Here is a 19699-nt window from a genome sequence, read left to right as displayed (position 1 = left end):
GGATCGATGCTGCATGAGCGTTATGATCAAGGAAAGCCCAATCAGCGAAAAGGACATGGTGGCGCAGGCCGAGAAAGCGCTGGCCGACATTTCGAGGGTCCGTGACGGCGTCGGGCGGGTCATTTTCGGCCAGGAAAGCGTCATCGAGCGCACGCTCGTCGCATTGCTGGCCGGCGGCCATGCACTGCTGGTCGGCGTGCCCGGCCTAGCCAAGACCAAGCTGGTCGAAACGCTGGGCATCGTGCTCGGCCTCGATTCGCGTCGCATCCAGTTCACGCCCGACCTAATGCCGTCCGACATTCTCGGCTCAGAGGTGATGGAGCAGGATGAATTCGGCAAGCGTTCGTTCCGCTTCATTTCCGGGCCGATCTTCGCGCAATTGCTGATGGCCGACGAGATCAACCGCGCCTCGCCGCGTACCCAGTCGGCGCTGCTGCAGTCGATGCAGGAATACCACGTCACCATTGCCGGCGTGCGCCATGACTTGCCGTCACCGTTCCATGTTCTCGCGACGCAGAACCCGCTGGAGCAGGAAGGCACCTATCCGCTGCCCGAGGCACAGCTCGACCGTTTCCTGATGCAGGTCGACATCCTCTACCCCGAGATCGAGGCGGAGCGCCGCATCCTGCTGGAGACCACAGGTATCGAGGATGCCAAGGCCGAAAACGTGCTGCAGCCGGCGCGACTGAAGGACATCCAGACGCTCATCCGCCGCATGCCGGTGCCGGAAAGCGTCGTCGAGGCGATCCTGAAGCTGGTGCGTTCGGCGCGTCCCGGTCAGGGCAATGCCGATACCGACAAGCACGTCGCCTGGGGCCCAGGCCCGCGCGCCAGTCAGGCGCTGACGCTGTGCGCCCGCGCCCGCGCCCTCTATGACGGCCGGCTGGCGCCGTCGGTCGACGACGTCCGGGCGCTGGCCGAGCCGGTGCTGCAGCACCGCATGGCGCTGACGTTCGCCGCCCGCGCCGAGGGCACCACGGTTCGCGATGTTGTGGCGAAGCTCGCGAAAGGGATTTGATGGCGCGCATCGGTGAAGCGCAGGCACCGGCAGCGACGCGCGATGCGCTCGCCAGAGGCCGGTTGCGGGCTTCGTTGGTGCCGGACCTGCTGGTCGAGGCGCGCCGCATCGTCAACACGGTAATTGCCGGCTGGCATGGCCGCCGCAAGCGCGGCATCGGCGAGAATTTCTGGCAGTTCCGGCCCTATGTCGAAGGCGATTCCTCGCGCATCGACTGGCGCCGTTCCGCCCGCGACGACCACACCTATGTCCGCGACCGTGAATGGGAGGCCGCCCATACGGTGTGGCTGTGGGCCGATCCCTCGCCTTCCATGCTCTACAAATCGACCGGAGCCAGCGTTTCCAAGGAATCGCGCGCCCTTGTGCTGGCGCTGGCCATGGCCGAGCTTTTGTCGCGCAGCGGCGAGCGCATTGCCTGGCCGGGCCTGACCGACCCGTTCACCGCCCGCAATGGCGCCGAGCGCATCGCGGCGCAACTGATGCATGCCGCCGACCTGCCGGCAAAGCCCGACCTGTCCGGCATTCGCCGCTTCTGCGACATCGTCCTCGTCAGCGATTTCCTCGACCCGGTCGAGGACACTATAGCCTGGCTGGACGTGCTCGCCCGCCACGGCGTGCGCGCGCATCTGATCGAGGTCTCCGATCCGGCCGAGGAAAGCTTCCCCTATGCCGGGCGCACCGAATTCACCGATCCTGAGACCGGCGACAAGCTGACCGCCGGCCGCGCCGAAATGCTGGGCGAGGAATATCGCCTGCTTTATGCCGCCCGCCGCCAGGAGCTGGCCGCCTGGTGCAAACGGCTTGGCTGGAGCTTTACCGTCAATCATACAGATCGCCTTGCCTCCGAGGCGCTGGTGCGCATCCACATGGCGATGACCGCCGAGGGCAGCTTTGCCGGGAGAGCCCGCGCATGAGTTGGCTGCCGCTCTCCTTCGGGGCGCCGATGGTGCTGTGGGGCCTGCTGGCGCTGCCGGTGATCTGGTGGCTTCTGCGGCTGACCCCGCCCAGGCCGCAAACCGAGGTGTTTCCGCCGCTCAGGATTCTCGCCCGCGTGCTGAGGCGCGAAGAAACGCCGCAGCAGAGCCCTTGGTGGCTGACGCTGCTCAGGCTGCTGATGGCCGCGCTTATCGTGGCAGCACTTGCCGAACCGGTCTTCAACCCGCGCGAAAAGCTGCCGGCCGAGGGCGCCGCCTTGGCGCTGGTGATCGACAATGACTGGGCAAGTGCCGCCGACTGGGGCAAGCGGGTCGCCACCGCCGAGCGGCTGATCGCCGATGCCAATTCGAACGGCGTGCCGGTGCTCATCGCTTTCACCGCCGAGAAGCCGAATGCCGAGATCGGTCCCTTCGATGCCGCTGCCGCGCTCGACCGGCTGCGCGCGGCAAAGCCGCGGCCGATCCCGACCGACCGCCCCGCCGTCTACGGCCGCGTCGCTTCAGCCTTGGAGTCGCTGCCTGGCGCCAGCGTCGCGGTGCTCGCCGATGGTCTGGCGGCGCAAGGCGACGAAGCCGCCTTCAACACGTTGTTGTCAAAGAACGCGGCACGTGTCGTGTGGGCCGTCTCCGACCGGCTGTCGCTGACCGGCCTGACCGGCGCCGACAACCAGGTCGACGGCTTCGCCCTGACCGCCATCCGCGCACCGGGCGATCCGGCACCTGCACAGGTGACGGCCGGCGCCTTCGACGACAAGGGCCGCCGCATTGCCGACGCGACGCTGACCTTTGCCCCGGGCGGAACCACCGCCACCGGCACGATGGCGGTGCCGTTCGAACTCCGCAACGACTTCGCCTACATCGCGCTCGATGGCGAGCGCCAGGCCGGTGCCGTCCGCGTTCTCGACGAGAGTTCAAAACGCCGCCGCGTCGGCCTACTTTCGCAGTCCGAGGCCGATCAGGCGCAACCGCTGCTGTCGCCGCTCTACTACATTCGCCGCGCCCTGCAGCCCTTTGCCGATCTCGTCGAGCCGTCGAGCGTCGATCTCGCCGACGCCATCCCGCAACTGCTCGACCAGAAGCCGGCAATGATCGTCATGGCCGATGTCGGCACCATTCCGGAACAGGCGCGGCAAAGGCTGGTCGACTGGGTCGACAAGGGCGGCACGCTGGTGCGTTTTGCCGGTTCGCGGCTGGCCGCTGCCGGCAATGACGACGACCTGCTGCCGGTCCGGCTGCGCACCGGCGAGCGATCGCTTGGCGGCGCGCTGTCATGGACCGCGCCGCAGCCGGTCACCGAATTCCCGAAAACCGGTCCCTTCGCCGACCTCGCGCCGCCCACCGAGGTCACCGTCACCAGGCAGGTGCTGGCCGAACCGACGCCCGACATCGTCGAGCGCACCTGGGCCACGCTTGCCGACGGCACGCCGTTGGTGACCGGGATGAAGAAGGACAAGGGTACCCTGGTGCTGTTCCACGTCACCCCCGAGGCGACATGGTCCAACCTGCCGATCTCCGGCAGCTTCGTCGAGATGCTGCGGCGCATCGTGCAATTGTCGCGCAACCAGGGCGCGGCTGTCGCCAATGCCGAGGCCGCCGCGACGTCGCTGGCACCTTATCGCATGATCGCCGCCGACGGCACGTTGGGGCCGCCGACGCCGGATGCCAGGCCGCTGGTGCCCGACGCCGGCCCGCTGCCGGTGACGCTGGAAAACCCGCCCGGCCTCTACGGCTCGGAGACGGGAGTGTTCGCTCACAATCTGCTCGGTGGCGACAGCGCATTCACGCCGCTGGCCCGGCCTGAGATCACGGTGCCGGTCACCACCATCCAGTATGCTTTCGACGAGCAGCGCAACCTCAAAGGTCCGCTTGTCACGGCCGCCCTGGTGCTGATGGTGCTCGACACGCTTGCCGTATTCTGGATGGGCGGCCTGTTGTCGCGCCGGCCGCGCCGTGCCGGCGCGGCGGCGACGGCAGCCGTCCTGCTGATTGCGCTCGGCGCCTTGATTGGCCACGCGGACGTTGCGCGCGCCGACGACGCCAAACCGGGAGATACGGAGGCGATCGGGGACATTTCAAAGACCCGGATCGCCTACGTGCTGACCGGCGAGCCGGGTGTCGATTCGATCAGCCGCGCCGGGCTCGAAGGCCTGACCCGCTTCCTCATAGAAAAAACCGCGCTCGAACCCGGAGCACCGGCCGGCGTCGATATCTCGAAGGACGAACTTTCCTTCTATCCGCTGATCTACTGGCCGATCGATCCCTCGGCCCCGATGCCGAGCGAGGCCGCCATCGCCCGCATCGACGCCTACATGCAGCAGGGCGGAACGGTCTTGTTCGACACCCGCGACCAGTTCGCCAATGGCATTGGTGCGGATTCGACCAGCCCGGCGACGGAGCGGCTGCGCGACATCCTCGGCAACCTCAACGTGCCACCGCTGGAACCAGTGCCGTCGGACCACGTGCTGACCAAATCCTTCTACATCCTTCCGGAGTTTCCCGGCCGTTTTGCCGGCAGCCCGCTGTGGGTCGAGGCATCGCTTGAAGCCAGCAACACCGAGAACCGCCCGGTGCGCACCGGCGACGGCGTTTCCCCGATCATGATCACCGCCAATGATTTCGCCGGCGCTTGGGCCGTCGACGAGAATGGCGACCCGCTATTGCCGACCGTGCCGTCGGATCCGATGCAGCGCATCTATGCGCTGCGCGCCGGCGTCAACATCATGATGTACATGCTGACCGGCAACTACAAATCCGACCAGGTGCACGTCCCGGTGCTGCTCGAACGGCTGGGGCAATAGACCATGAACTGGTCGCTCGCCTTCGAACCGCTCACCACCTGGCCGCTGCTCGCAGTAGTTCTGGTCCCGCTGCTGCTGCTGGCGCTGGTCGGCCTTTGGTTTCGCCAGCGCGGCGCGGTCTTCCGCCTGGCAGCCCTGATTGCCCTGGCTGCGGCGCTGCTCAATCCTGTGTTCCTCGACGAAGAACGCGAGCCGCTGAAAAGCATCGTCGCCGTCGTCGTCGATCGCAGCCAGAGCCAGGATATCGGCGACCGTACCAAGCAGACCGATGCGGCATTGGCCGGGCTTCAGCAGCGTCTCGGCCGCTTCAAGCAGTTCGACGTCCGCGTCGTCGAAACCGGCAAGTCCGAAGCCGCCGACGAGCGCACCGAGACGCGGTTGTTTTCCTCGCTCGAAAATGCTTTCCGCGACGTGCCGCCGTCGCGCATTGGCGGCGCCATCATGATCACCGATGGCGAGGTGCATGACGCGCCGCCCGGCGCACCCGACTTCACTGCCCCGCTGCACGCGCTGATTACCGGCAACGAGCATGAGAAGGACCGCCGCATCCGCTTCGAGAATGCGCCGCGATTCGGGCTGGTCGGCAAGCCGCTCGACATGACCTATCGCGTCATCGCCACCAACAACGAAACCGGCCCGGTCGACGTCCGCGTATCGGTCAACGGCGAGCAGGTATCGGTCGAGCACGCCAACATCGGCCAGGCGATGCCGCTGCAGGTGACGATTCCCAGCGCCGGGCGCAACATCGTCGAACTCGCCATCAACCACGAGCCGGGCGAACTCACCGACACCAACAACCGCGCCATCGCGCTGATCGACGGCATCCGCGAAAATCTGCGCGTGCTGCTTGTTTCCGGCGAACCGCATGCCGGCGAGCGCACCTGGCGCAATTTGCTGAAATCCGACGCTTCGGTCGACCTCGTGCACTTCACCATCCTGCGCCCGCCGGAAAAGCAGGACGGTACGCCGATCAACGAATTGTCGCTGATCGCCTTTCCGACGCGCGAGTTGTTCGTCGAGAAGATCAAGGATTTCGACCTGATCATCTTCGACCGCTATCAGCACCGCGACGTGCTGCCGATCCTCTATTACGACTACATCTCCGAATATGTCGAAAAGGGCGGCGCGCTGCTGATCGCGGCAGGCCCCGAATATGCCGGCGAAAGCTCGATCGCCCGCACGCCGCTGATGTCGGCGCTGCCGGCAATGCCGACCGGCGAGGTCATCGACAAGGCCTTCTATCCGCGCCTCACCGATACCGGCCAGCGTCATCCGGTAACCCGCGGGCTCGACGGCTCCGCGACCGAGCCGCCGCACTGGAGCCGCTGGTTCCGCACTATCGGCGTCGAGAATCCCGAGGGCGAGGTGGTGATGAAGGGCGCCGACAACCGGCCGCTGCTGCTGCTCGACCGCAAGGGCGAAGGCCGCGTCGGCATGCTTCTGTCCGACCAGGGCTGGCTGTGGGCGCGCGGCTTCGAGGGCGGTGGCCCGCACGTCCAACTCTACCGGCGCATCGCCCACTGGCTGATGAAGGAGCCCGAACTCGAGGAAGAGCGGCTGACCGCCGACGGCCGCGGCATGGTGCTGGAGATCCGCCGCCAGACGATGAGCGACGACCCCGGCCCGGCGCAAGTCATCACGCCATCCGGCAAGGCACTGATCGTCAGGCTCGAGAAATCCGAGCCAGGCGTCTTCCTCGGCAGCGTCGAAACCAGCGAAATCGGTCTCTATCAGGTCGGCAATGGGGACCTGACGGCATTGGCCCATGTCGGGCCGGTCAACGCGCCGGAATTCACCGACGTCGTCTCCACCGAGAACCGGCTCAAACCACCGGCTGAGGCAACCGGCGGCAGCGTTCGCAGGCTGGCGCCGGCCTCGGCGCTCGGCAATCTCACCAGCACGGTCACGCTGCCCTCAATCGTTCCGGTCCGTTCCTCGGGCGCGGCCTCAGGCAATGACTGGATCGGCCTGCGCACCACCGATGACAGCGTGCTCAAGGCCGTCTCGCGCGTGCCGCTCTTCGGTGGCTTTTTGGGGCTCGGCCTGCTGCTTCTGGCGATGGGCTCGATGTGGTACCGCGAAGGGCGGTAGCTGCACCGCTTCCCACCCGTGGCAGATGGGAGAACCAGACCTACTCCTCCGGCTCCGTCGTGAACATCAGCGGGTAGCCCTTGGCCTTGCCGGCATCGGTTGCCCGCGCCGCCTTGGTCTCGGCGACATCCCTGGTGAAGACGGCGACAACGCAGACGCCGCGCCGGTGCGCGGTGATCATTATCCTATGCGCCTGGTCTTCGCTCAGCTTGAATTCGCCCTTCAGCACTGTCACCACGAACTCACGCGGCGTGAAATCGTCATTGACCAGGATGACCTTGTAGAGCTTCGGCCGTTCGACCTTCGGCTGGGCCTTGGTGCGAGGTTTTGTCGTGATTTCTGGCATGGGACCGGTAGCTGCGCGACAACTCGCTTTCATTTTGACATGTGCGAAAGCGGCCGTCCATTTTTCAACCGCGCAGGGATTACGATCGGCGCGGTCATTCGCAATCTATGTGGGAGCTATCGCCTGGCGTTCAACGGTCCTGGCGGCCGAAGATGCGACGGTCGTGGACTTGCCGCCTTGGTGCGGCGGGCGGCGCATCGGGACGAGGCCCGGCAGCCTGCGGCCGGCGTTCCCTCCATGCGGTGGCCAGCCAGGCGACGACCAACACCGAGCCGATGAGCACAATCAGCAATCGGGTCCGCCAGATGGCGATGTAGCTCCAATCCACGGAAAATCCTGGGCGCGAACAAAACGGGCTCGACGCGCTCGTTCATGCGGATGCCTCGGCGGGACGGGATTGCGACCGGGTTATGCGACGCGGGATATCGGATGCGTATGCGACACCAGAAGGCCGCTCCAACCAGATTGCGGCTGGAGCGGCCTTGTAGTCTAGGGCAATTCCAGGAAAAGTGTGAAACGGTTTTCGTCCGGAATTGCGCAAAAACAAAGACATGCAGCGGTTCGGCGTTCCGTGAAACGATGAACCGCTCTAGGTAAGCGTGGTTCAAGCCTTGGGGGCGGTCTTCTTGACGGTGTGCTTAACCGGGCACTTGTGCGTCTTGGTAACCCTGCAGACCTTCTTGGCGGTCGTCTTGGAGACAACCTTCTTCATCGGCGCCTTCGCCGGGGCAGCCGCTGTCGTCGTGGCGGCGGGAGCAACGGTCGTGGCAGCGGCGTTGCCGAGGACCGGCATCGAGAAAGCAAGCGCGACGGCGAGACCGAGAGCGGAGAGGAGGGACTTTTTCATGGTTTCATTTCCTTGTTTGTGCAGGTCGGTTTGAGCATCACTGAACCGGGTCGATCGGTGTGACACCAAGCAGCTTCAAAGCATTTGCGAGCATCCGGATTCCCTGTGCCTGTTTCTTGTTGGCGCAGAACCGGTTTCCCTTTCTTTGAAGTGCTTTCGCCGCGGTGACCTGCGTTGCCGCGGCATGGGTTTCGAGGGCTTCGTCAAACTGGCGGTTCAGATCGATGCAACGCTCGCTGCGGGTGGTCGCCACCTTTGCATCGGCCGCCTTTGCATTGGCCACCTTTGCATCGGCCAGTTTTGCATCGGCTTGTTCAACCGCGGCCGTGACGAGCGAAATGGAAAGCAACGCACCCATCAGACTGATCGAGAACCTTTGCATTGGTCTATCCGTAATCCCGTAACGCGTGTCGCAGCCGATGACCTGACCGCCACGGCACCACTTATGCCCTTGATTTTTTTCGGCAGTTTTTCCGGATTGTAGAATTTTGTTTCTGGATTGTTTCTGGGCAGCCCGGATCGGGCTGCCGATCTTCACTGGCCAACTTATGGCCTGAATTCTATCGTCTGGCTGACGGCCGAAGCACCGCTTGGGCGATCCACAAATGACAGGTTCCCTGTGAAATCCGACCCCCACATACTGATCGTCGACGACGACAAGGGCATTCGCGACCTGCTTCAGGAATTTTTCCAGAAGCGAGGGCTGCATACATCAGTCGCCGCCGACGGCACCGAGATGGAGACCATCCTGCGCCGCGCCCAGGTCGACCTGATCGTCCTGGACGTCATGCTGCCCGGCAAGAGCGGGCTGGAACTCTGCCGCGAGTTGCGCGCCAATTATTCGACACCGATCATCATGCTGACCGCGGTTACCGAAACTACCGACCGGGTCGTTGGCCTGGAGATGGGCGCCGACGACTACGTGCCGAAACCCTTCGATCCGCGCGAGCTGTTGGCACGCATCCGTGCCGTGCTGAGGCGCAACGGCGCCGCCGAGCCGCGACGGCCCACGTCGCGCCAGGTCTACCGTTTCGCCGGCTGGACCATGGACTGTTCGCGCCGCCGGCTGATGGCGCCGGGCGACGTCAGGATCGAGCTGACGATGGCCGAATTCAATCTCCTGCAGACCTTCGTCAAGAGCGCGCAGCGCGTACTGAGCCGCGAGCAGCTCATCGAGCTGTCCGGCGGCGACAGCGGCTACAGCTTCGACCGCAGCGTCGACATTCTGGTCAGCCGGCTGCGGCGCAAGATGGAGGACGACCCGAAAACGCCGAAGCTGATCCTGACCGTGCGCAGCGGCGGCTATCAGTTTCTGCCTGAGACGACCTCCGAATGAGACGCATCCTGCCGCAAACGCTGCCGGTCTGGGTGCTGCTCATCGTCATCGCCGGCCTGTTGATCAGCCAGATCGCGACCCTCTACATCGTTTCGCGCGACCGTGCCGCCGCCAATGACGTCGTCGATCTCTACCGGCTCAACGACCGCGCCTTCTCGCTGGTACAGCTGATGCATGACGCTACGCCGGAACAGCGCAAGGCGACGGCCTCCGGCCTGTTCAACGCCACTTATGCGCTCACCGTTTCCAACACGCCCGCTGTTACTTCCTCGATAGCCGGCGACGACGAACTGGCCGAATTGGAAGACATATTGGTCGGCCGGCTATCGAAGTTCGGCATCACCGACGCGCGGGTCCGCCGCGACCCGGCAACGCACGAAGCCGACGCTCCCGGTGGGACGGTCGCCGGTCCCGATATCGGCCAGGTCGAGCGCGACCTGCTGGTACTGGCGGCCGATTTCGCCCAGAGCGACAAGCTGACCGCCTCGCTTCGCTTTGCCGACGGCCAATGGCTGAACTTCACCGAGCCGAACACACCGGCCGGGCCGATACTGAGCTTCGACAGCCTGCCGCTCTATGCCTTGATCGCCGGGCTGGTGGTGGCTTCCTCGATCTGGTCGCTGCGCCGGCTGACGGCGCCCTACCGGATGATGGAGACCGCGGTGAAGCGGATCGGCGAGGACCTGAAGAGCCCGCCGATCGCCGAGAGCGGCAGCCGCGAGGTGCGTACCGCGGCAAAGGCGGTCAATGCCATGCAGGCGAGGCTGCGCGCCTATGTCGAGGACCGCGAGCATCTTGCGGCCGCACTGGCGCACGACCTGCGCACGCCGCTGACCAGGATGCGGCTGCGCCTCGAATTGCTTAGGAATTCGACCGTCCGCACCGCACTGGCGCACGACCTCGCCGACATCGAAGGCATTGCCAGCTCGGTCATCGACTTCGCCACTTTCGAGGTGACCGAGGAAAAGAGCGAGAGGATCGATTTCTGGTCGCTGGTGGAATCGATCGCCGACGGCTTCGACGAGGTCTCCTTCGACAATGAGGACGCGCGCTCGCGCGGCCTGATCTGCGTGGCGCGGCCGGTCGCGCTCCGGCGCTGCGTCACCAACCTCGTCCAGAACGCGGTGACCTATGGCAAGAGGGCGCATCTCAGCCTGCGTCAATCAGGCAAGACAATTACGCTGGCGATCCGCGACGACGGTCCGGGCATACCGCAGGCCGAGCTCGACGCCGTGTTCGGCTCGTTCGTGCGCCTGGAACAATCGCGCAACCGCCAGACCGGCGGCCTCGGCCTCGGCTTGACCATCGCCCGCAACATCGCCCGCGCCGCCGGCGGTGAAGTCAGCCTGTCCAACCATCCCGATGGCGGCCTGCTGACGGAGTTGCGCCTGCCGCTGGCGGTTTAGCATGCGGTATCGGGCTAAGCCGGCGTTTGATCTTGGTTCTCTCCCCAAGGAAAAAAGCTATCTTCGCAGCACCGCGCTCAGCACATCCCTGACGCCGATAGCGCCGACGAAGCGCGACTGGTCGTCGAACAGCGCCACCGGTGCGGTCTGCGAGCGATGCATGGCCAGCATCACGGTCTTCAGCGAGGTGCCGGGATTGGCCCAGAACACCTGCGCAGTCTCCTCCGGCTGGGCTTCGACATCGGCGCAGGACACCCATACCGCCGGCTTGCCGTCGCGCTCGGCCGCCGCCACCAGCCCATGCTCGTCGATCTTGAAGCGCGTCGTCTTGCGCCGGTCGAGCCACACCCAGCCGTTCTCGCCGTGCTCGAGGTCGCGGCGGTCGCGCATGACGTTCCAGGCGGTCAGCACCGAGAGCGGGTTCACATTGGCGATGAAGTCGCGGACATAGTCGTTGGCAGGCCGCAGCACGATGTCTTCCGGCGCGCCGGTCTGCACGATACGCCCGCCCTCCATGATGGTGATGTGGGTGCCGATCTTCAGCGCCTCCTCGAGGTCGTGGCTGACGAAGATAATGGTCTTCTTCAGCTCGGCCTGGAGCTGCAGCAACTCGTCCTGCAGCTTGGTCCGGATCAGCGGATCGAGCGCCGAGAACGGCTCGTCCATCAACAGGATCGGCGCCTCGGTGGCAAAGGCGCGCGCCAGGCCGACGCGCTGCTGCATGCCGCCGGAAAGCTCATGCGCGTATTTTTTCGACCACTGGTCGAGATGAACCAGCTTCAGCTGCCTGTTCACCCGCTCCTTGCGCTCGGCTTCGGGTACCCCGGCGAGCTCGAGGCCAAGGCCGACATTGTCCTCCACGGTGCGCCACGGCAGCAGGCCGAACTGCTGGAACACCATCGCCACCTGCTTCTGCCGCAGCCGCCGAAGCGTCGCCTCGTCGCAGGTGACGACGTCGACCGTACCATCGCCGTCCTTGACCAGCACCTGACCGCGCGAGACGACGTTCAGCCGGTTGACGGCTCTGAGCAGCGTCGATTTGCCGGAGCCGGAAAGCCCCATCAGCACCGAGATCTCGCCCTCGTTCACGGTGAGGCTGGCGCCGGCGCAGCCCAGTACGTTGCCGGTCTGTTCGAGGATCTCGGCTCGGGTGGCACCACTGTCGATCAGCGCCAGCGAGCCTGCCTGGTCGGCGCCGAAGACGATATCGACATTCCTGAAATCGACGGCGACGGTCATTTCTTGCCTCCCACGCCGATGCGCGTCATCCGGTCGAGCACGATGGCGAGCACGACGATGGCCAACCCTGCCTCAAGCCCGAGGTCGATCCTGCGCGACCCGAGCGCCCGGTTGATTTCCGTACCGAGCCCGCCGGCGCCGATCAGGGCGGCGAACACCACCATCGACAGCGACAGCATGATCGATTGGGTCAGCCCAGCCATGATGGTCGGCAGTGCCGAAGGCAGCTCCACCTTCCACAATAGCTGGCGCTTGGTGGCGCCGAAAGCTTCGCCCGCCTCGACGATCGATTTCGGCACCGAGGTGACGCCAAGATGGGTGAGCCGGACCGAGGTCGGGATGACGAAGATGATGGTGACGATCAGGCCGGGCGCGTTGCCGAGGCCGAACAGGGTCAGCACGGGGATCAGGTAGACGAAGGTCGGCAGCGTCTGCATCAGGTCAAGTACCGGCAGCATGACGCGATAGATCTTCGGCTTGTGCGCGGCCCAGATGCCGAGCGGCACGCCGATGGCCATCGACACGGCGGCGGCGGCAACCACCAGCACCAGCGTCTCCACTGTCTGCTTCCACAGATTCTGGTTGAGGATGAACAGCAAACCGATGAACACCGCCAGGGCCAGTCCTTTCGAGCGCTGCAGGAAATAGGCGAGCAGAGCGATCAGCGCGATCAGCAGAACCGGCGGCAGCAGCAGCAGCCCGTCGACGATGCCGTCGAGCAGGAAGTTGAGGCTGTTGGAAAAAGCCCTGAAGACGGTGTCGAAATTATCGGTGAGAAAGCCGAAAAACGCCTTCCCCCACGCCCCTATGGGAATCTTGTAGCTGACCAGGAATTTGGAGATCGGATCCATCTAGCCCCTCTTCTGCCGGCGCCGTCCTTGCCGGAGGGTCATCTTGTCACAGGATATGAAAAAGGGCAGCCATTTCTACCGTGGCGGCCCCTTGTCTCGTCATGCCAGATGGTCGGGTCAGCTTCCGAGCGCCGTTTTCACCGCAGCCGCCGCATCGCCGCCGTCGAAGGTGGTGACGCCGGCGATCCAGGGAGCGACCGCGTCCGGGTGCTTCTTCAGCCAGTCGGTCGCGACCGTATTGGCGTCGCCGCCCTTCAGGATCGCGTCCATCATCTCGCCTTCCATGTCCAGGTTGAACTTCAGGTTGGCGATGAACTTGCCGGCATTGGGGCATTCGCTAATGTAGCCCTTGCGCACATTGGTATGCACGGTGGCAGCGCCAAAGCCGCTATCGCCCATCCCCTCGAGATAGGTGATCTTCATGGCGCCCATCACCGGATGCGGCGTCCAGCCGAGGAAGGCGATCCATTCATTGTTCTTCATCGACTGCTCGGCCTGGGTGAGCATGCCGGCCTCGGAAGATTCGACCAGTTCGAAGCCTTCGAGATTAGTCTTCGGATCCTTGATCATATCGAGAATGATGCGGTTGCCGTCATTGCCGGCCTCGATACCGTAGATCTTGCCGTCGAACTTGTCCTTGAACTTGCCGAGATCGGTCAGCGTCTTGACACCGGCATCGGCGACATAGGTCGGAACGACGATGCCGTAGCCGGCACCGCTGAGGTTTTCGCTGACGGTCTCGACCGAGCCTTCGGCGGTATAGTCCTTGATGTCGTTTGTCATCGACGGCATCCAGTTTCCAAGGAACACGTCGAGGTCTTTGTTCTTCAGGGATGCATAGGTCACCGGCACCGAAAGCTGGATCACCTGCGGCTCGTAGCCGAGCGCCGTGAGCAGCACCGAGGCGACGCCGGTGGTCGCCTGGATGTCGGTCCAGCCGACATCGGACAGACGCACCGTCTTGCAGCTTTCCGGATCGCCGGCAAAGGCCCCAGTCGTGGATAGAAAAGCCGCCAGGCCGAGGCCGGCGACGAATGAACTCATACGCGACATGAAAATTCTCCCATTTCAGTTCTCGGTGAAGCGAAGCGACGGTTTTATCTCCGCCTTGTCACGCCAGCCAAACATCATTCTGCTGCGGTTTCAAGCACTAAGGCAATCACGAACAACGGCGCAGGCTGGCCGATCAGCGACACGCCCGCCGCTTTCCGGATGGAAGTCGCCTTTTCCCGGTGGAATGTAGGCGCTCCCCCTCCCCGCTTTGTTGCAACTCGGCTTAAAAGGACGGCATGGCCAAGCTGTACTTCCATTATGCGACGATGAATGCCGGCAAGACGACGATGCTGTTACAGGCCTCGTACAATTACTGCGAGCGCGGCATGACGACGATGCTGTTCATCGCCGGCCACTACCGCAAGGGCGATACCGGGCTGATCTCGTCGCGCATCGGCCTGGAGACGGAAGCCGAGATGTTTCGCGACGGCGACGATCTGTTTGCCCGGGTCGCCGAGCATCACGACCACGCCACGGTCCATTGCGTCTTCGTCGACGAGGCGCAATTCCTCGAAGAGGAGCAGGTCTGGCAACTCGCCCGCATCGCCGACCGGCTGAACATCCCTGTCATGTGCTACGGCCTGCGCACCGATTTTCAGGGCAAGCTGTTTTCCGGCTCGCGCGCCCTGCTGGCGATCGCCGACGACCTGCGCGAGGTGCGCACCATCTGCCGTTGCGGCCGCAAGGCGACGATGGTGGTGCGCCTCGGCGCCGACGGCAAGGTGGCGAAACAGGGCGAACAGGTGGCGATCGGCAAGGATGTCTATGTCTCGCTCTGCCGCCGCCATTGGGAAGAAGAAGTGGGCCGCGCCGTGCCCGACGATTTCATCGGCTTCACCAAAGCCTGAACCAGCGCTATTGCTTTCATCCGACCTCTCGGCCGACATTCGTTCGCCAATCGCGCCATCGTGCGGCGCTTGTTAAGGCCTGCTTCCTATTTCAAAACCTCTCAGCCAGAGCCGTCGGGAGTTCCCATGCTTCGAGCCATTTCGTCTGCTGCTGCTTTCCTCATTGTCGGCGCTCTTGCCGCGCATGCCGACGGCGATGCCGCTCTCGGCAAGAAGGTATTCAACAGATGCATGGCCTGTCATGAGGCTACGAGCGACCGCGACAAGGTCGGCCCGCATCTGCTGGGTGTCGTCGGCCGGACCGCCGGCACCGCGGACAGTTACCTCAGCCGCTACTCGCAGGGGATGAAGGACGCGGGCGCCGCCGGCCTGGTCTGGGACGAAGCAAACCTTGCCGAATACCTGCGCGCGCCCCGCCAGAAGGTCCCCGGCAACAAAATGGCCTTCTCCGGCCTGACCAGCGACGACGACATCGCCAACGTCATCGCCTACCTCAAGGCCGATCCCAAGCCCTGAGCGTCGCTCCCGAGCATGGTTGAAGCGGTGTCTGACCGGACGGCAGTTACACCGTAATCATTGCCTGACTATCCTGCGGTCGGCCTCCTGAAATTCTTTTGTTTTCCTGTAATCCCATGTCTTCCGTCTTTCATTCGCCAAACCCGGCACATATATTCGCGGCGGTTTGCGAAACGAAACCGATGCCGAAGCGGGAGGCCCCAATGGCGACATTGCAGAATTTCGATGCCGAGATTGCCAAGACCAAGCAGGTCGTGGAGGACATGCGCACCAAGATCGAGCAGTCCGGTAGCGTGCTCGACACGCTCGCCACCGCCGACAAGAAGATCGGCGACGCCAATTTCGACATCGAGAACGCCCGCATCGAGGATGTGCTGAAGCAGCAGAAGGTGATGGAAGGCAATATTGCCGACCTGATCATCGGCCTCGAGGACGCCACCAACGTCTTCGGTGCCGAATTCGAGAGCATGAAGAACTACACCGGCTGGGAGAATTTCGTCGGTGTCTTCTCCAGCCAGCGCAAGCAGCGCCTGCGCACCGACCGCGTCCGCAACATGTCGCTGGCCGGCAATTTGCAGGAGCTGCTGGCGAAATCCGATACCATCGTCGGCATCCTCAAGGCGCAGAAGCAGGTTCTCGACACCCGCTACAAGACCTCCGAGGCCAGCCTGTCGCAGGTGATCGAGCGCCGCAAGACCACCATGTCCAATCTCGAGACCGTGCAGAAGCGCATCGAGGAACTCAACCCGATGCTGCTCGACATCGAGAACAAGATCGCCGCCTCGACCAGCCAGAAGGAGCGTACGCAGCTTGAAGGCGAACGCTCGAAACTGGCCACGGAATACAACGAGAAGCAGGCCAAGGAGCAGGAATTGCTGGCCGAAAGCCAGACGCTGGAGCGCTACACCTCGATGTTCCAGACCTTCGTCGATTCGCTCAACAATCAGATCGCGGCGCAATCGACGCTGATTAACAAACTGACCATCGATACCGAGCAGCGCATCGTTCTATACAAGGCGCTGGAAGATTCACTGAAGACCGCCGCCCAGCAGGATGTCGCCCACAAGATCAACACGCTGGGCAGCCAGGTCGACAACACCGCCGAAGAGACCATGGCCGGCATCGGTGCCGCCTCACAAAAGCACATTGGCGATCTGCTTGAAATGCATGAGAAGAACATGGTCGCCACCGCCGACATCCAGCGCCGCAAGAAGCTCGCCGACGATGCCTTCGCCCGCCGCTTCGACGATGTGATGAAGAAGCACAATTCGGCAAATTACGTGCAGTCGTAATTGCTGCACGTGCACTGCTCCCAAGGGCTGGCAGCATGACCCCCGAAAACGAAGCCGCGGCGCGCTATTTCTCGGCGATCGCGGCGGCACTTGGCGGCCTCGAAGTGTTCATGCGCGACGATCGCTCGCCGCTCTACCGGCACGGCATCGTCGCCAAGGTCGTCGCCGAATATATTGCGCGGCTCGACAAGTCGTTCTCGTGCTGGCGCAACCGGCTGGGCTTCACCGAGACGTTCCGCATCTCGCGCGCCGAAAGCGGTTTCCCGGTCTTCCAGAACCTGCTCGAGTTGGAGAACGACCGGCTCCAGGCCGATGCGCGCCTCGCCAATCTCCCGCTGGCCGACGAGCTACGCGAGGAAATGGCGGACTTCATCCTGCGCCACAAGGAATTCCCCGAAGCGCTGCAGAAGTCGATGGCCGAGCGGCTTTACCTCGAGGACGTCAAGAGTGAGACCACCTTCGGCCCGTTCACCCTGGCCCAGACGGTCAAGGTGTCGGTCAATCCGAAGACGTTGCGACCCTATTATCTGGTCCACTGGGCCTGCTTCGACGGCAGCGCCAACCTGCCGCTTGTCTATATGGTGACGGTCGAGGATTCCTCGGACGACATGATCCGGCAGCTTGTCGACTCCAGCGGCAAGCTTAATGAGAGGGTCGACATTCCGCTGCCGGTCGACGGCTTGCTCAATCCCGAGCTTGCCCACCGTTTTGACGATTTCACCGAGAAGAATTCCGCCTACGCGCTGTCGCCGGCGACCATCGCGGTCAACCTCGACAAGGATTTCGAGCCGCTGCATCCCAAGCAGCTGCGTCGCGTCGTGCTCGGCCCGTTCTATTCTGCAGGGATTACCGACAACAATTCGACGGTGAGCGAAGTGCTGGCCAAGGTCCGCAAGCCGGAAAACGCCTGGCTGCTGACCTGGACCATCCAGGAGGTCTTTTCCAAGGCCGAAAAGCCAGGCCGCAAGGGGCTGTTTTCGAGCGAAAAGACGACGCAGGAATTCTTCATCAATACCGACGATCTCGAGGCCGCGCGGCAAGGCGTGTCGAGCTATGAGAACCATGCGCTGATCCCGCACGAGGCCTATCAGGCGCTCTATGCCGCCGGCGAGGCGCAGAAGATCTTTTCGGGCTACAAGGTCCACATCCTGTCCAAAGGGCAGGTCATCAGCGACGTCTGACCGTCAAATCGCGGAGCATCCTCCATGGACACCGGCCTGACCACCATTCCGGAAGCGGCAATTGAAAAGCACCGTGCCACTGCGCAAAGTTTCATCACCCGCATCGTCGTGCTGGAAGACCCATCGCGCGAGTCCGGCACCGCGCTTGCCGGCACCAACCGCCGCTTCGTCTCGACCGTCTCGGTCGGCTCGGTGCGCCGCACGCGCGAGGTCGAGCTCGCCAAAACCGTCGCCGCCGTTCATTCCGACGACCAGTTGCTGACCATCCCGCAGCACACGCTGTTGTTTCGCGCCCGGCGCGGGCTGGCGATAGCGCTGGCCATATCGGATGTCTTCGCCGAGGGCTCGGACCTCGAAAGCCTGCAGGCGAAAAATGCCCGCGCGCCGCTCGAAGGCGATGAAGCTGCCACCTTCAAGAAGCTGCTGTCGGCCTCTGCCTACATCTCCGCCTTCAGCCTTGCCTCCTATCTGTTCCAGCTGATCGACAGCGACGGCGAGGCGCCGAACGACACGCCCGAGCCGGACTTTCTGTTCGACACGCCACAGGATGCGGTGAAGTCGATCGTAGCCGGGCTCGACAGGTCGATAGCAGGTTCGAAGGACGATGCCGACCTGATGACCCGCGCCCGCGCCTTCGCCCGCGTCGCCATCGACGGGCTGTTGGCGCGAAAGGGCCGCTTCGACGGCATCGGCCCGTTCGAGAACGCGCATATCCGCATCGACGTCGACGATTTTACCCTTGACGGTTTCGACGTCGCGCCGGGCAAGCGGGCAAAGCCGCTGGTGATGACCTTCAAAAAACCGGAAGAGGTCGTCGGCAACCACATCGCCAAATACCAGTCGGTCAAGCTCGCCAAGATGCTGATGGCCTACGATTTCGAGCGCGAGCTGAACCCGTTCGTCGAGCTCGGCGGCTTCCTGTTCACCTTCATCGGCGATGGCGCGCCCGGCACCGGCAAGACAACCTTGATCCAGATGATCGCCGGCCTTCTCAATGGTTATTGCCAGGTCGCCGGCTATCCCTTCGCCTACGAGAATTTCGGCGTCGACCAGATCTCGTCCTACCAGGGCAAGTCCGGCCAGAACTGCCGCCAGTTCATCAACAATGTGCTGAACCCGCGCGTCATCGGCTTCGGCACCATCGACGATATCGACCAGGTCGCCGCACGCCGCTCAGACGACCGTGCCTCCGCCGGCCAGCAGGAAATCACCGGCGTGCTTATGGACGCGTTTGGAGGTGCGGCGACCGTGGTGCGCGGCAACTGCTCGTTCGGCATGTTTTCCAACTATCCCGAAAACGTCGACGACGCGCTACGCCAGCGCGCCGGCGCCCGCTGGCTGGTCGACGGCCCGCAGAGCCGCGACGACTACATCGACATCTTCGTCCTGCTCGCCGGCAAGAACCACAAGATCCCGCTCGGCGACCACAAGCTCTATGCGGCGCAAGAAATCCAGCGCGCCGTGATGGAAGCTTACGAGGAGCATGAGAAGCCGCAGGAAGACGGGTTGATGAAGGTCTATGAGCGCTACATGAAGGAGAACGGCGCGCCAAAGACGATGGCCGACATCGGCACTTATCTGCATATGATCAAGGATGCCGAGCCGCGCTTTACCGGCCGCGCCATCAAGAACGTCACCGACGCCATCAAGATGCGCGCCATGGACATCGAATTGCCGGACGAGTGGTTCGAAAAGCCGGAAGCCTTCATGCACAAGGGTTACGACGACAAGAAAGCGATGATCGAGGAGCTGCGCGGGCCATTCTCGATGGACATGGTCATGCAGGAGATCAACCGCTACGCGGATTCCGAATTCCGCTACTCCGACAAGTCCGACGATGCGGCGGTGACCAAGATGATCCGCGACACCCGTCTGCGGGAGCGTGCCGTCCGTGAGATCGAGGAGATGAAGAAGAAAGGGCTGTGGAATGCGTGAGATGCGC

General features: G+C 63.7%; 18 protein-coding genes. 11 read left to right on the top strand and 7 right to left on the bottom strand.

Features of this window, described 5'->3' with window-relative positions; all coding sequences use genetic code 11:
* The first annotated feature begins 13 nt into the window (after positions 1-13).
* The 4 genes from NKJ46_RS10460 to NKJ46_RS10445 are packed head-to-tail and all read left to right on the top strand — an operon-like array spanning position 14 to position 6842.
* Positions 14-1018 carry an AAA family ATPase gene (locus NKJ46_RS10460; RefSeq protein ID WP_352664633.1) on the top strand — a complete coding sequence of 335 codons (1005 nt, stop codon included), beginning with the start codon at positions 14-16 and terminating at the stop codon, positions 1016-1018.
* Positions 1018-1932, top strand: coding sequence for a DUF58 domain-containing protein (locus NKJ46_RS10455; RefSeq protein WP_352664631.1), 915 nt, complete (start codon positions 1018-1020; stop codon positions 1930-1932). The genes NKJ46_RS10460 and NKJ46_RS10455 overlap by 1 nt, the downstream gene beginning before the upstream one ends.
* Entirely contained in the window at positions 1929-4751 is a 2823-nt protein-coding gene (locus NKJ46_RS10450) for a DUF4159 domain-containing protein (RefSeq protein WP_352664629.1), read from the top strand. The genes NKJ46_RS10455 and NKJ46_RS10450 overlap by 4 nt, the downstream gene beginning before the upstream one ends.
* Positions 4752-4754: 3 nt before the next feature.
* Positions 4755-6842, top strand: a complete 2088-nt coding sequence (locus NKJ46_RS10445) for a hypothetical protein (protein WP_352664627.1) — start codon at positions 4755-4757, stop codon at positions 6840-6842.
* 40 nt (positions 6843-6882) lie between these two features.
* Here NKJ46_RS10445 and clpS read toward each other — a convergent pair whose 3' ends face one another.
* The 4 genes from clpS to NKJ46_RS10425 form a co-directional block, all read right to left on the bottom strand.
* Positions 6883-7188 carry an ATP-dependent Clp protease adapter ClpS gene (gene clpS / locus NKJ46_RS10440; protein WP_352664625.1) on the bottom strand — a complete coding sequence of 102 codons (306 nt, stop codon included), beginning with the start codon at positions 7186-7188 and terminating at the stop codon, positions 6883-6885.
* 130 nt (positions 7189-7318) lie between these two features.
* Positions 7319-7516, bottom strand: a complete 198-nt coding sequence (locus tag NKJ46_RS10435) for a hypothetical protein (protein WP_352664623.1) — start codon at positions 7514-7516, stop codon at positions 7319-7321.
* Positions 7517-7792: 276 nt separating this feature from the next.
* Positions 7793-8035, bottom strand: coding sequence for a hypothetical protein (locus tag NKJ46_RS10430; RefSeq protein ID WP_352664621.1), 243 nt, complete (start codon positions 8033-8035; stop codon positions 7793-7795).
* 37 nt (positions 8036-8072) lie between these two features.
* Complete coding sequence (locus NKJ46_RS10425) at positions 8073-8417, bottom strand: hypothetical protein (protein WP_292665026.1); 345 nt, start codon at positions 8415-8417, stop codon at positions 8073-8075.
* Between the two features lie 237 nt (positions 8418-8654).
* Here NKJ46_RS10425 and NKJ46_RS10420 point away from each other — a divergent pair, with 237 nt between their 5' ends.
* Together NKJ46_RS10420 and NKJ46_RS10415 are read left to right on the top strand one after the other, a co-directional pair.
* Positions 8655-9371, top strand: coding sequence for a response regulator (locus tag NKJ46_RS10420; RefSeq protein ID WP_352664619.1), 717 nt, complete (start codon positions 8655-8657; stop codon positions 9369-9371).
* A complete protein-coding gene (locus NKJ46_RS10415) occupies positions 9368-10777 on the top strand; it encodes an ATP-binding protein (RefSeq protein WP_352664617.1) in 1410 nt (469 codons plus the stop codon). The genes NKJ46_RS10420 and NKJ46_RS10415 overlap by 4 nt, the downstream gene beginning before the upstream one ends.
* A gap of 57 nt (positions 10778-10834) precedes the next feature.
* On the opposite strand, the gene choV is transcribed toward NKJ46_RS10415, so the two are convergent.
* The 3 genes from choV to NKJ46_RS10400 all read right to left on the bottom strand — a co-directional run bounded on the left by choV (position 10835) and on the right by NKJ46_RS10400 (position 13920).
* Positions 10835-12016: a choline ABC transporter ATP-binding protein gene (gene choV, locus NKJ46_RS10410; RefSeq protein WP_352664615.1), complete on the bottom strand. Its 1182-nt coding sequence runs from the start codon at positions 12014-12016 to the stop codon at positions 10835-10837.
* Entirely contained in the window at positions 12013-12867 is an 855-nt protein-coding gene (choW, locus tag NKJ46_RS10405) for a choline ABC transporter permease subunit (protein WP_023719230.1), read from the bottom strand. The genes choV and choW overlap by 4 nt, the downstream gene beginning before the upstream one ends.
* Before the next feature lie 117 nt (positions 12868-12984).
* Positions 12985-13920: a choline ABC transporter substrate-binding protein gene (locus NKJ46_RS10400; RefSeq protein ID WP_352664613.1), complete on the bottom strand. Its 936-nt coding sequence runs from the start codon at positions 13918-13920 to the stop codon at positions 12985-12987.
* A 236-nt stretch (positions 13921-14156) separates the two neighbouring features.
* On the opposite strand from NKJ46_RS10400, the gene NKJ46_RS10395 reads away from it, so the two are divergent.
* From NKJ46_RS10395 to NKJ46_RS10375, 5 genes are all read left to right on the top strand, one after another.
* Positions 14157-14768, top strand: a complete 612-nt coding sequence (locus NKJ46_RS10395) for a thymidine kinase (protein WP_352664611.1) — start codon at positions 14157-14159, stop codon at positions 14766-14768.
* Positions 14769-14894: 126 nt separating this feature from the next.
* Positions 14895-15284, top strand: a complete 390-nt coding sequence (locus tag NKJ46_RS10390) for a c-type cytochrome (protein ID WP_352664609.1) — start codon at positions 14895-14897, stop codon at positions 15282-15284.
* A 203-nt stretch (positions 15285-15487) separates the two neighbouring features.
* Positions 15488-16576, top strand: coding sequence for a hypothetical protein (locus tag NKJ46_RS10385; RefSeq protein ID WP_352615510.1), 1089 nt, complete (start codon positions 15488-15490; stop codon positions 16574-16576).
* Positions 16577-16611: 35 nt separating this feature from the next.
* Entirely contained in the window at positions 16612-17757 is a 1146-nt protein-coding gene (locus NKJ46_RS10380) for a hypothetical protein (protein WP_352565770.1), read from the top strand.
* A 24-nt stretch (positions 17758-17781) separates the two neighbouring features.
* Positions 17782-19692, top strand: coding sequence for an AAA family ATPase (locus NKJ46_RS10375; RefSeq protein WP_352664607.1), 1911 nt, complete (start codon positions 17782-17784; stop codon positions 19690-19692).
* Positions 19693-19699: the final 7 nt, after the last annotated feature.

Source organism: Mesorhizobium sp. M0166 (assembly GCF_040322255.1).
Classification (GTDB): domain Bacteria; phylum Pseudomonadota; class Alphaproteobacteria; order Rhizobiales; family Rhizobiaceae; genus Mesorhizobium.
The sequence above is the reverse complement of the archived record's forward strand: the minus strand, read 5'-3'. Positions and strand labels throughout refer to the sequence as shown.

What these genes read in the sequence shown, in the direction of transcription:
- NKJ46_RS10385 (WP_352615510.1), top strand. Translation starts at nt 15,488, where the DNA reads ATGGCGACATTGCAGAATTTCGATGCCGAGATTGCCAAGACCAAGCAG.
- NKJ46_RS10455 (WP_352664631.1), top strand. Translation starts at nt 1,018, where the DNA reads ATGGCGCGCATCGGTGAAGCGCAGGCACCGGCAGCGACGCGCGATGCG.
- NKJ46_RS10395 (WP_352664611.1), top strand. Translation starts at nt 14,157, where the DNA reads ATGGCCAAGCTGTACTTCCATTATGCGACGATGAATGCCGGCAAGACG.
- choW (WP_023719230.1), bottom strand. Translation starts at nt 12,867, where the DNA reads ATGGATCCGATCTCCAAATTCCTGGTCAGCTACAAGATTCCCATAGGG.
- NKJ46_RS10390 (WP_352664609.1), top strand. Translation starts at nt 14,895, where the DNA reads ATGCTTCGAGCCATTTCGTCTGCTGCTGCTTTCCTCATTGTCGGCGCT.
- choV (WP_352664615.1), bottom strand. Translation starts at nt 12,016, where the DNA reads ATGACCGTCGCCGTCGATTTCAGGAATGTCGATATCGTCTTCGGCGCC.
- NKJ46_RS10415 (WP_352664617.1), top strand. Translation starts at nt 9,368, where the DNA reads ATGAGACGCATCCTGCCGCAAACGCTGCCGGTCTGGGTGCTGCTCATC.
- NKJ46_RS10430 (WP_352664621.1), bottom strand. Translation starts at nt 8,035, where the DNA reads ATGAAAAAGTCCCTCCTCTCCGCTCTCGGTCTCGCCGTCGCGCTTGCT.
- NKJ46_RS10380 (WP_352565770.1), top strand. Translation starts at nt 16,612, where the DNA reads ATGACCCCCGAAAACGAAGCCGCGGCGCGCTATTTCTCGGCGATCGCG.
- NKJ46_RS10460 (WP_352664633.1), top strand. Translation starts at nt 14, where the DNA reads ATGAGCGTTATGATCAAGGAAAGCCCAATCAGCGAAAAGGACATGGTG.
- NKJ46_RS10450 (WP_352664629.1), top strand. Translation starts at nt 1,929, where the DNA reads ATGAGTTGGCTGCCGCTCTCCTTCGGGGCGCCGATGGTGCTGTGGGGC.
- clpS (WP_352664625.1), bottom strand. Translation starts at nt 7,188, where the DNA reads ATGCCAGAAATCACGACAAAACCTCGCACCAAGGCCCAGCCGAAGGTC.
- NKJ46_RS10375 (WP_352664607.1), top strand. Translation starts at nt 17,782, where the DNA reads ATGGACACCGGCCTGACCACCATTCCGGAAGCGGCAATTGAAAAGCAC.
- NKJ46_RS10445 (WP_352664627.1), top strand. Translation starts at nt 4,755, where the DNA reads ATGAACTGGTCGCTCGCCTTCGAACCGCTCACCACCTGGCCGCTGCTC.
- NKJ46_RS10400 (WP_352664613.1), bottom strand. Translation starts at nt 13,920, where the DNA reads ATGTCGCGTATGAGTTCATTCGTCGCCGGCCTCGGCCTGGCGGCTTTT.
- NKJ46_RS10425 (WP_292665026.1), bottom strand. Translation starts at nt 8,417, where the DNA reads ATGCAAAGGTTCTCGATCAGTCTGATGGGTGCGTTGCTTTCCATTTCG.